Genomic DNA, 10,749 nt, shown 5'->3' on the forward strand with positions numbered 1-10,749 from the left:
ATGAGTTATAAAATATAATACTATAAAATATAGCAATGAAGCTGATAATACTATAAATTATAGCATATGTCAACAACAATATAAAAAAGGATGGATTAAATATGGCTACGATTGATTTGATTGTACTGGGAATTGTAAAAAAAGAACCGCTGAGCGCCTATGATATTCAAAAGCTGGTTGAGTACCGGAATATTTCCCGCTGGGTTAAAATCAGCACGCCTTCTATTTATAAAAAAGTAATTCAGCTGGAGCAGAAGGGTTTCATCAGGGGTACTATGATAAAGGAGGGGAATATGGCGGAAAAAGCCGTATATTCACTGACAGAGGAAGGAGAAGAGGAATTCAGGAGATTGATGTTTGGCATTTCTTCCGAGCCTGTTCATATGTTTCTGGATTTTAATGCGGTGATCGTAAATCTGGACAGCCTTTCAGTGGAAGAACAGCGGGTCTGCCTGAGCAGAATCGGAGAAAATGTTAAGACACTGAAGGCATATCTGGAAGAAAATATTGAAAAAAAGGAAGGGCTGCCAGAGATACCGGATACCGGAAAAGCTGTTCTGCGACAGCAGTATATCCTGATACAGGCGATAGAAACATGGATGGAATCGATGTGGGGGAAAATTGCGGAGGATTAAAAACAGGCGGGTGGAAGCATATGCAGCTTTCACCCGCTGTTACCGAACAGGGAAGGCAGTTTATTTTTTTACTACACGTATGGCAACATAGGAATTCATGTATGCATCAAATAATCCGCCGCCGTCACCATCTTCATATAAATCAGTGAGGATAAAGCCAGTTTTCAACAGGCCGCCAAGCTGTTCCGTGAGGCTGTGGCTGAAGGTAAAAGGTTCCTTATTTTTTACCATTTCCTGTTTCCTTTCAGGGGAAAGATCTTTGAGGGAATTAAAAGGAAGCTTATGTACAGATATCAGGGCCTTGTCCTTTGTAAAATCAGGTTCAAACATAAAATGCTCTTCCTTAACAAAACCTGCCATAAGGATGCCCCCTGGCTTGATAATGCGGGCGCACTCCTGCCATATGGGGAAAAGATTTTCAATATAACAATTGGAGACCGGATTAAAAATAATGTCAAAGGAATGATCGGCAAAGGGCAGAGGCTCCTGCATATCACACTTCAGGATTGTGATGGGATACCCCTCTCGGTCTGCTACAGCCCGTTCGCTTTCCAGTTGTTTTTCTGAGATATCTACAATAGTAACATCTGCGCCATGTGCAGCAAAAACCGGTCCCTGCTGGCCGCCACCGCTTGCCAGGCCAAGGATTTTCTGGCCACGAAGCGGAGGAAACCAATCTGCAGGCACTTTTTTGGCGGAAGTAAGAGAAACCTCAAGCGCGCCTTTTTGAGCCTGAAGATAATCTTCATGGCTTATTGGAAGAGTAAAGCATGCGCGGCCATCTTCTTTTCCCGGGCTCGCTATCGCATCCCAGGCGCTGGCATTAAAATCGACATAATTCATAATATTTTACAGCTCCTTTCGAAAAGAGTAATGCGGGGGATTAATTTTTAATCCCTATGGCACACATCCAATTGGGAAGGGCCGCTATTGGATTGTATTCCCAGTCATGCATGCGGCGCAGCATTTTCTCTGAATGATTAAATTCTGAGTAGGCCGCGGCAAAGCGATCCCAGCTGTCTCGGTTTTTTTCTGCTGTTATATTCATACATTGCCCCTTTCCCTATTCTGCCAGAAAGTCCAGGTGATCATGGGCTTATAACCTATTTTCGCATAAAACGGGTTGGCCCCGCCAGTCATATGCGTGGCGCCCAGCGGCTCCATCCGGCGGTACAGTTCGGATAAAGCGGCAGCAGCCAGGCCTTTACGGCGATGCTGGGGAACGGTACAAAGAGGTTCCATGTAAGCCAGATGGTTTTTCGGAGTCCACCACATTCCGGCATAGCATACATACTCTCCGGTCTCATCTTCAATTGCCACAGGATACTGCATGGTGGCATGCGGCGCCTGGCAAAGATGATAGCCTCCCTCCGCATTTCCATGCCAGGGGCCTTCCTCAGCCTCATGGTTGAAGCCCTTCCAGCAGCATTCCTGGATTTTCTCAATGATGCATTTTCCAGGTTCCACGAAGTGATATCCTTCGGGAAGCGGAAAATCAAGAGGCTTATCAAATTCATAAATCATATCAGTATAGGAACCAGTCTGAGTGTACCCGGCCTTGCGGGCGGCATCCATAAGAGCCGCCTGCCCCTGAAACAGGACGAACCGTAAATGACCATCGATACGGGGCATATGGGCATCCGCATACGCTATCATTTCCGGTGCAAGCTCTTCATATCCCGGACGCAGGCTGAAATAGATATCGGTAACCGGGGACTCGGTAAAACAGAAGGCAACAATCTGCCCGTTATCCTCCCAGATACGGTTCCTGTGAGTATAGGATTTATCCATCCATTCGGAGGAGAGGGCGTATTCCAGGAAGGGGGCCGGAACCCCGTTGCGCCAGTCTTTCTCATAAATGTCAATCATGAACTGATAAATACGCATATGGTCAGCGAGGATTTGATATTGTCTTGCGGTAATATTTTTCATAGTGTTTCCTTTCTTCTAAACCGGAAAAATCCGGAATCAATAAATACCTTCTGAATAGACTGCAAAACAATTTATCCAAAAGTTAAAACTATGTGACCTGTAAATGAATAGAATTTAAAAAATCCCACTTTCCAGTTCAGATAAGAATTGCCTGGCATAGGAGTTCATTTCTTCGCACAGGGGAATGGTTTCCGGTAGATAGCATCTATTTCTGTCCAGTACATTGTTCTTCATAAAATCCAGAGTCCTGGGCAAATCCTGTCCACGGACAGATCCCGTAATTAATGTCTTAACCACAAGATAGTTTTTCCCGCCTTCAAGAACATGGGCATCATGCAGAATTTTCCCTTCCAGTGTTTCGGGGATTTCCGGCCGTTGGGACTCCAGAGAAATACGGATAATGAAATCTGCTTTTTTAGCATCAATTCCTTCCAAATCCAGCCATTTTCTGACAGCTGTTTCTTCAGTATAAATAAATCCATGAAAATACAGGGCATAAAGCAGGCTTTCATAATCCGGCTGATAAGTACCAAGTAAAATAATACGGTCCATCCATTTGTGGACCAGTTCAATATGCCACATATTGTGCATGATATCCTTATGCCTGTAGTAAGGCTCTGCAAAAGCTTTCAGTCTGTTTTCATTCATTGTCCTGCCCTCCGCGCGAGATGCCTGCCGTCGTGATAAACTGTTACGGTCCATGCAGTAAATTCCTGAGATTTATTTAAAATTAAGCCTATCCCTATTCTAAAGGAACACGTCGTGCTAGTAAATAAATAAAAATTCTACATTTACATTAGCTTATTTTTGAGGATGAAAACAGCACAACGAGTTAAATCATCCCGTTTTCGCCCACCATTACCTCCTATGCCCCCTGGCTGATACAAAGCTCCCTGTCGGCAGCAGCCTTCACAACCTCAGAATTGCTGATAAAAACAGCGGCGGCGTTGTCCTGTATAATTCGCTGCTTCAGGTTAAAATTGAGCTTTTCCGCCGTAATCCTGTCAAGGGCGCTTGTGGCATCATCCAGGAAATACAGGGAAGGATGCTCTAACAGCATGCGGGCGAACAGAAGCCGTTGCTTTTGGCCGCCGGATAACATGATTCCGTTTTCGCCCGTCAGTGTGTCCAGGCCGCCCGGCCATTCCTTAACCTCCCTTTCCATACAGGCCGACTGCAGCGCCTTCCAGCATTCTATATCGGAAATGTTCCGGCCCAGGGTAAGGTTTTCACGGATGGTGCCGTTTTGCAGATGGCTGCTTTGCAGGCAGCAGGAGACAGTGGGCGCTTTAAACAGGGTAAAAAGGTTTGGGACTTCCTTCCCATTCCAGAGGATTTCCTGAAAGGAAGCAGGAACGATGCCAAACAGTGCGTTCAGGATGCTGGATTTGCCGGAAGCCACGGGGCCGGTGAGAACCAACAGCTCTCCGGCGTAAAGCTGAAAATTAACATCCCGTATCCCCCGCCCGTCTTCATAAATGCAGGATAACCGGCTCACGGAAAGCTGCTTCAGGCGGCCATAAGTTTCTTCCGCGGTTCCTTCTCCTTCGGGAAATACGTCTGGATGGGCAGGAATTTCGGTGAAAGTATCTGAAGGCCGACATTGGCAAGGACTATGAGGGCGGCGGATAATACCTGGCCCTTATATTTAATAAGATAATCCATAGTGATGTGATGCCCCCTTATATAAAAAATGCAGCAGCTTTGTCCGGTCAGATAATGCTGTCTTTATTCTAATTTAAGTTCCACAGTGGAAACAACAGACACTTTAATTATAATTATTCTCGGTATAAAAAGGCAGGCGGAACAAAGTATAGAATGAATTTTAATAAAAACAGTAATTATTTCTATTATTGATATTGACAAGCAATATGGAGTGGGATATACTGGAAGCATAAACAGAACATGATGGAAGCTATGCACCGCCGGCAGGCATGGCGAAGGAACCAGGGAAAGATTCATTGCGAAAGGACACGGAATGAGCAAGCATAATTTTACGGATATCAGGGTGCCTATTGAACCTGATAATCCATCAATCGTCAGGGATGAGACGAAATGTATCAAATGCGGCCAGTGTAAGAATATCTGCACGGAAAGCATCGGGGTTGCAGGCCGTTATGATCTGGAGCTGACAGGGGATACCGCAATTTGTATCCATTGCGGGCAGTGCGCTAATGTCTGTCCCGCCGGAAGTATCACGGAGAAGTATGAATACCAGGATGTGAGAAGGGCTGTGGCCGACCCGGATAAAATTGTGATATGCAGCACATCCCCTTCCGTCAGGGCGGCGCTGGGCGAGGAGTTCGGCATGGCGGACGGCAGTTTTGTCCAGGGGAAAATGGTGGCCCTGCTGCGCAGGCTGGGCGCCGATTATGTGCTGGACACCAATTTCGCGGCGGACATGACCATAATGGAAGAGGCCAGCGAGCTGGTGGAACGTCTCACGAAGGGGAACAGGCCCATACCGCAGTTTACCAGCTGCTGCCCGGCCTGGGTGAAATATGTGGAAACCTACTATCCCGAGATGCGGGAGCACATTTCCTCAGCCAAAAGCCCTATCGGCATGCAGGGTCCCACGATTAAAACCTATTTTGCACAGAAGATGGGGATAGATCCGGAGAAGATAGTCAACGTTGCGGTAACTCCCTGTACGGCCAAGAAGTATGAAATCCGCCGGGAGGAGATGCACGCAGCGGGCAGTTATCTGGGAATTGAAGGCATGCGTGATATGGATTACTGCATTACCACCAGAGAGCTTGCCAGATGGGCCAGGGAGGAAAATATTGATTTTCTTACCCTGGGGGATGAACCCTATGATAGCTTTATGGGAGAAGGATCCGGCGCGGGTGTGATTTTCGGGAATACCGGAGGCGTTATGGAGGCGGCGGTAAGGACGGCATACCACATGGTCACCGGAGAGGAAGCCCCTGAATTCCTGTATGATCTGCAGTCCGTAAGAGGGCTGGAGGGCGTGAAGGAAGCCTTTGTCTATATCAATGACGATGTGATTCTCAAGCTGGCCGTAGTATTCGGCACAGCCAATGCAGGAAGGCTGCTTGAGAAAATAAAGAAGGGTGAAAAGCAGTATCATTTTGTAGAAGTGATGACCTGCCCCGGCGGCTGTATCGGCGGAGGCGGACAGCCCAAGGATACTGAATGGAAGGGCGATGCCCTGAGAAAGGCCCGCATTGACAGCCTTTATAAAAGAGACCGCAGCATGCAGGTACGCTGCAGCCATCAGAATGAAGAGATTATCAGGCTGTACAGGGAGTTTTATAAGGAACCCATGAGTGAGCTTGCTGAGAAAATGCTGCATACTTTTTATGTGGACAGAAGCTCGGATTTGGGAGTAAAATAGAAATATCTGAAAGACATGGAAACTGTTAACGAAAAAGAGAAAAGGAGATTGTACTATGGCAGAATTAAAAGGATCAAAGACAGAAAAGAACCTGGAAACAGCATTTGCAGGGGAATCAATGGCAAGAAATAAATATACATATTTTGCTTCCAAAGCAAGAAAAGACGGGTATGTACAGATTGCCAATATTTTTGAAGAGACCGCAAATAATGAGAAGGAACATGCTAAAATGTGGTTCAAGCTGATCAACGGCGGCATCGGCACCACAGCAGAATGTCTGAAAGCAGCAGCTGAAGGCGAGAATTACGAGTGGACCGATATGTATGCGAACTTCGCTAAGGAAGCGAAGGAAGAAGGCTTTGACGAAATTGCAAGACTGTTTGAAGGCGTTGCTGCAATTGAGAAAGAGCATGAGGAAAGATACAGAAAGCTCCTTGCCAATGTGGAAGGAGATCTGGTATTCTCCAAGGACGGCGATGTGGTATGGCAGTGCTCCAATTGCGGACATATCTGCGTAGGCAAGAAGGCTCCCGAGGTTTGCCCTGTTTGTGCACATCCTCAGGCATATTTCCAGGTAAAGGCTGAGAATTACTGATTATAAATCTGCGCAAGGCAGAACAGGCAGCGCCCGTAAGCGCCGGGGTTCCGGCAGCTGCGGGCGTTTTTTATTTAAAGACCATCTGGACGAGGAACATATAAAGCACTGTGCCTCCCCCGATGCTAAAGAGCATATTATGCTTCCATTTATGGATGCCCAGCACAAAAGCGGCGGCGAGAAATTCAGGAATGCCATGGGATCCGTCTGCTAGCGATACTGATTTAAAACAATATACCACCAGCATGGCAATGGCTGCAAAGGGCAGGACCCCGCCCAGATAGGTGACGAATTCCGGCGTCTTCTTCCCTTCCGGAAAAAACAGGAAGGGCAGCGCCCTTGTAAGCAGTGTGGTCAGGGCAATAACAAGTATGGTAACCAGGATTTGAATACTGGACATAAGAACCTCCGTGATATCAGGAACTGTGATTTTAAGAAAGACAGCCGCCTGCGGCTGGAAAGGCGGTTAAAACGGCAGTTTATAATTTACTGCTGCTTCCCTTTACCGGCGCACTGCCTGCGGAACAGCAGGAGGAAAAGCAGGATGCCGGCCATGGAGAACAGAAGAAAATTATCGCTTCCCGTCAGGATAAGGCAAAGAGCCGTAACAAGCAGCCCGGCCAGCGCCGGGAGATGATTGCGGGTTCCCTCCCACTGCTCCAGAAAGATAACGAGAAAGAGCGCGGTCATGGCAAAATCAATGCCGGTGGAGTCAATGGGGATGATGTTTCCCGCCAGAATGCCTGCAAGCGTCCCGGCAACCCAGTAGCTCTGGTCCAGCAGGGCAATGAAGAACAGGAAATATTTCCGGTCCACACCCTCCGGCGGTTCTGCTGCGCATTCCAGGGAGTAGGTTTCATCAGACAGGGAAAAAATCATGTAGGGCTTCAGCTTTCCCATAATTTTAAATGGCTCCAGCATGGAAAGACCATAGAAAAGATGGCGGGCATTCACCATGAGCGTGACCAGCGCGGCGGAAAACGGCGCAAAGGGGGCGGTCAGCAGCTCGATTGCCACAAACTGCATGGAACCGGCGTATACAAATATACTCATAAACAGGGCCCAGCCATCGGGGACATTTGTGTTATGCAGCAGGATGCCGAAGGCCATTCCCAGGAAAATATATCCCATCATAACCGGAAGCGTATAAGGAACGGCGGCTTTCAGCGCTTTTCTTTTCATGATAGTTTTACCTCCGCAGTCGGACTGTATGGATTTGCAGCTGTTGAAAAACCGACAGCTTTACGGCAGTTATTTTTATTCGACAGTTACACGGCTTTTATTATACGTGCTGCCGGCTGCTTTTGCAATTGCCGGTTTGCGGAAATTGCCGGTTTGCGGAAAATGTGGCCGGCCTGCGGGAAATGATTTTCACCCCGGCGCCGGGGCGCTGTGGGCATTGCCAATTTTCTACGCTGGACAGAGCGGGAGATAAGAATTATTATTAAGGTAACAGATGCGGCAGGATTTGCGGCAGGGATATTCTGAATCTCATATGGATGGAATGGCGGGGCCATTCTGCTTAAGAATTGCTTGTGCCGCCAAAGGCGCACAGATGGGAGTATGGATGAAGGAATTAGCAGGAGAGTTTGACGAACTGAATGAGCTGATATATGTTGCTGACACGGAAACCTATGAGCTGTTGTACCTGAACCGCCGTGGTCTGCAGGTGTTCGGCCTTAAGGATCCGGAGCAGATTAAGGGCAGGAAATGTTATGAAGTGCTGCAGGGAAGGCAGGAGCCCTGTGATTTCTGCAACAATCATTTGTTGTCTGCGGACACCTATCTGGAATGGGAAATTGATAATGAGCTGGCGGACGGGCATTTTCTGCTGAAGGACCGTCTGGTTGACTGGAACGGGGACGGCCGTCTTTCGCGCATGGAAATAGCCCTGGATGTGACCAGAAGCGACAGGGAGAAAAAGCGGCTGCAGGAAACACTGGACAGGGAGCGGGTGGTTCTGGAGTGTATAAAAATGATGCATTCCTCCCCGGACAGCGATGTGGCCATCCAGAATACGCTGCAGGTGATGGGAGAATTCCTCCACAGCGAAAGAACCTATATCTTCGAGATATACGGCAGGCTCATGGATAATACCTATGAATGGTGTGCGCCCGGCATATCCGCAGAAATAAACAGGCTGAAGGACATTCCGGTGACTGATATCAGACGTTGGATGTCATCCTTTCAAAGAGGGGAATGCATAATCATCAAGGATCTGGAGGAGTTAAAGGAATCGGATCCCCTGGAATACCGGCGGCTTAAGCCTCAGAATATCCGGACGCTGGTCACGGTGCCGTTGATCGAAAATGATGCGGTTATCGGCTTTTTCGGCGTGGATAATCCGCCGGTGGGGAATCTGGAAAATATATCGGCGGTCCTGGACATTCTGGCCTACTTTTTCCAGTCGCTTCTGCTGCGCAAGCGGATGGCGGAACGGCTGAGCCAGCTCAGCTTTATGGACGGGCTGACCGGAACCATGAACAGAAATGCTTTTATCAGGGATATCACACCTCCCCTGAAGGATAAAGGATATGGAAGGGGAATCGTTTTCATTGACGTAAACGGCCTGAAGGAGACGAATGATAAATACGGGCATGTGGCAGGAGATGAGCTGCTGATGCGGACCTGTGAAAAGATGGAAAGCATATTCAGTGATGCGGATAAATACAGGACGGGCGGAGACGAGTTCGTAATTATATGCAGGGGAATGGAAAAGCAGGAATTTCAGGAAAGAGCGGAGCTGCTCCGGGAAAAGTTCCGGAAAGCGGGAAGCCTGGCCGCTATGGGCGTAAGCTGGGCGGAGGAAGGAAAGACCCTGCAGGAAGCGGTGGATGAAGCCGAAAACCTGATGTATCAGGAGAAAAAAAGTTTTTATACCTCCATACACCAGCAGGAAATTCCAGGCCGTAACGTCAAAATGACGGAGCCTGAGGGTGAGGCTGAACCGGGCGGCGTAACGGATATTTTGGAGGAGGCGCAGGTGAAGCAGCTCGCCGGTGAAATGCTGCGCCTGTATTTTGAAAAACAGGATGTGAAGGGAATGCTGCGGCATATGGACGCCTCCTGTATATGGACGGACGAGGAGCATCAGCGGGTATACGGCCGCCGGGAGGCGGAGCTGTATTTTACCAGGCTGGCCGATCAATACAGAGGCTGCCGGATTGAGGATTTGCAGCAATACAGCAGAAAACTGGCGGCGGATACCTGGCTGTGCTGCATCTGGTGTTATGTGGACAAGCCTGGCGAAAACGGCAAACGGATCCGTATGCCCTTTAAGGACAGCAAAATCATGAAAAAGGAGCAAAACGGGAATTTCAAATGCTATTTTGTGCATATTTCCCGTATGGTGTCGGCTGAAGACGCCATGGAGGAGGGCGGCTGAGGGTAATGCGCTTTTAGTTTTCCGCAGGCTGGGAGGAGCTGTTACAGCTTTTGAATATTTTCCTCCGTCAGTTCCAGGTATGGAATTTCAAGCGGCTGTGCCTGGCCGATGGAGGACTCCCGCCATTTTGTATATTCCTCAAAATCCACAGGCGTATTCTTTTCATAGGTTCCGCCAGGCATGATATAATATACCAGGCCGTCTCCGTCGGCATCAATATCGTCGGGAAAAGAGTTTCCTTCGTAATCTTTTTCCCCAACAGATTTATCCCAGGCATCCACCATAGCCGTCTGTTCATAGGTATCCGTGCCGGAATTGTAGCTGTAAACCGTATAGGGCCAGAAATCCCCGGCCATTCCCTGGTTATGGGACCATTCCGCCACCACGGCTCCATTGTCATAGAAGGTGAGCGACGGAAACTCCTGCAATTCTGCCCGGAGGGTTCCCGAAGAGCTGTCGTAAGCGTAAACGGTTCCTGTCATGCCTGCCATGTAAGTAGTGGTATATAACACGATCAGTTCTTTTTTCCCATCCGAGTCGATGTCATATACTGCGAACTTATTTTCGGACATGTCATGGAAGCCATCAAAGCCGAAGTCTTTGCCGTCGGGGAAGGTATGGTTTGTATATATTTCTTCCAGGGCGGCGGCATATGCAGCCATTTCCGGGCCTTCCTGCCCGTCCCCTTCCGGAATATCGGTTGCTTCGGCTTGTTCTGTCTGTTTCTCTTCTGTTTCCGAAGCGGCTCCTTTCTCCGGGGCCGCCGGGGCCGGAGTCTCTGCCGCAGGGCTTTCTTCCGCCAGGGATGCGGCTGTTACCCCGGCCGTGTCTGTTACGGCAGGGG

14 protein-coding genes are annotated in these 10,749 nt (G+C 48.6%); 5 read left to right on the forward strand and 9 right to left on the reverse strand.

The genetic code is table 11. From position 1 onward, the window contains the following. Positions 1–101: 101 nt before the first annotated feature. The gene (locus tag HMPREF1548_RS08615; RefSeq protein ID WP_021635591.1) at positions 102–635 is read left to right on the forward strand and encodes a PadR family transcriptional regulator; all 534 of its coding nucleotides are present in this window, start codon (positions 102–104) and stop codon (positions 633–635) included. Positions 636–695: 60 nt separating this feature from the next. On the opposite strand, the gene HMPREF1548_RS08620 is transcribed toward HMPREF1548_RS08615, so the two are convergent. From HMPREF1548_RS08620 to HMPREF1548_RS29910, 6 genes are all read right to left on the reverse strand, one after another. Beyond that, the gene (locus HMPREF1548_RS08620) at positions 696–1,478 is read right to left on the reverse strand and encodes a class I SAM-dependent methyltransferase (RefSeq protein WP_021635592.1); all 783 of its coding nucleotides are present in this window, start codon (positions 1,476–1,478) and stop codon (positions 696–698) included. Positions 1,479–1,518: 40 nt separating this feature from the next. After that, positions 1,519–1,683 carry a hypothetical protein gene (locus tag HMPREF1548_RS29425; RefSeq protein ID WP_021635593.1) on the reverse strand — a complete coding sequence of 55 codons (165 nt, stop codon included), beginning with the start codon at positions 1,681–1,683 and terminating at the stop codon, positions 1,519–1,521. Next, a complete protein-coding gene (locus HMPREF1548_RS08625; protein WP_021635594.1) occupies positions 1,680–2,567 on the reverse strand; it encodes a GNAT family N-acetyltransferase in 888 nt (295 codons plus the stop codon). The genes HMPREF1548_RS29425 and HMPREF1548_RS08625 overlap by 4 nt, the downstream gene beginning before the upstream one ends. Positions 2,568–2,681: 114 nt before the next feature. Further along, entirely contained in the window at positions 2,682–3,215 is a 534-nt protein-coding gene (locus tag HMPREF1548_RS08630; protein ID WP_021635595.1) for a hypothetical protein, read from the reverse strand. A 217-nt stretch (positions 3,216–3,432) separates the two neighbouring features. Continuing rightward, the gene (locus HMPREF1548_RS08635; protein ID WP_035321613.1) at positions 3,433–4,065 is read right to left on the reverse strand and encodes an ATP-binding cassette domain-containing protein; all 633 of its coding nucleotides are present in this window, start codon (positions 4,063–4,065) and stop codon (positions 3,433–3,435) included. 11 nt (positions 4,066–4,076) lie between these two features. After that, complete coding sequence (locus HMPREF1548_RS29910; RefSeq protein WP_021635598.1) at positions 4,077–4,232, reverse strand: hypothetical protein; 156 nt, start codon at positions 4,230–4,232, stop codon at positions 4,077–4,079. Positions 4,233–4,545: 313 nt separating this feature from the next. Here HMPREF1548_RS29910 and HMPREF1548_RS08640 point away from each other — a divergent pair, with 313 nt between their 5' ends. Both HMPREF1548_RS08640 and rbr read left to right on the forward strand, forming a co-directional pair. After that, the gene (locus HMPREF1548_RS08640; protein ID WP_021635600.1) at positions 4,546–5,925 is read left to right on the forward strand and encodes a [FeFe] hydrogenase, group A; all 1,380 of its coding nucleotides are present in this window, start codon (positions 4,546–4,548) and stop codon (positions 5,923–5,925) included. A gap of 55 nt (positions 5,926–5,980) precedes the next feature. After that, the gene (rbr, locus tag HMPREF1548_RS08645; RefSeq protein ID WP_021635601.1) at positions 5,981–6,520 is read left to right on the forward strand and encodes a rubrerythrin; all 540 of its coding nucleotides are present in this window, start codon (positions 5,981–5,983) and stop codon (positions 6,518–6,520) included. 70 nt (positions 6,521–6,590) lie between these two features. On the opposite strand, the gene HMPREF1548_RS08650 is transcribed toward rbr, so the two are convergent. Both HMPREF1548_RS08650 and HMPREF1548_RS08655 read right to left on the reverse strand, forming a co-directional pair. After that, positions 6,591–6,920, reverse strand: a complete 330-nt coding sequence (locus HMPREF1548_RS08650) for a branched-chain amino acid transporter permease (RefSeq protein WP_021635602.1) — start codon at positions 6,918–6,920, stop codon at positions 6,591–6,593. Positions 6,921–7,006: 86 nt separating this feature from the next. After that, entirely contained in the window at positions 7,007–7,702 is a 696-nt protein-coding gene (locus tag HMPREF1548_RS08655) for an AzlC family ABC transporter permease (protein ID WP_021635603.1), read from the reverse strand. 28 nt (positions 7,703–7,730) lie between these two features. On the opposite strand from HMPREF1548_RS08655, the gene HMPREF1548_RS08660 reads away from it, so the two are divergent. Then, complete coding sequence (locus HMPREF1548_RS08660) at positions 7,731–7,955, forward strand: hypothetical protein (RefSeq protein ID WP_157065650.1); 225 nt, start codon at positions 7,731–7,733, stop codon at positions 7,953–7,955. A gap of 132 nt (positions 7,956–8,087) precedes the next feature. Then, complete coding sequence (locus HMPREF1548_RS08665; RefSeq protein ID WP_198168624.1) at positions 8,088–9,905, forward strand: sensor domain-containing diguanylate cyclase; 1,818 nt, start codon at positions 8,088–8,090, stop codon at positions 9,903–9,905. Positions 9,906–9,946: 41 nt separating this feature from the next. Here HMPREF1548_RS08665 and HMPREF1548_RS08670 read toward each other — a convergent pair. Next, positions 9,947–10,749: hypothetical protein (locus HMPREF1548_RS08670; protein WP_021635606.1), on the reverse strand; the 803-nt coding region annotated here is incomplete at its 5' end.

It is taken from the genome of Clostridium sp. KLE 1755, assembly GCF_000466465.2.
Lineage (GTDB): Bacteria > Bacillota > Clostridia > Lachnospirales > Lachnospiraceae > Eisenbergiella > Eisenbergiella porci.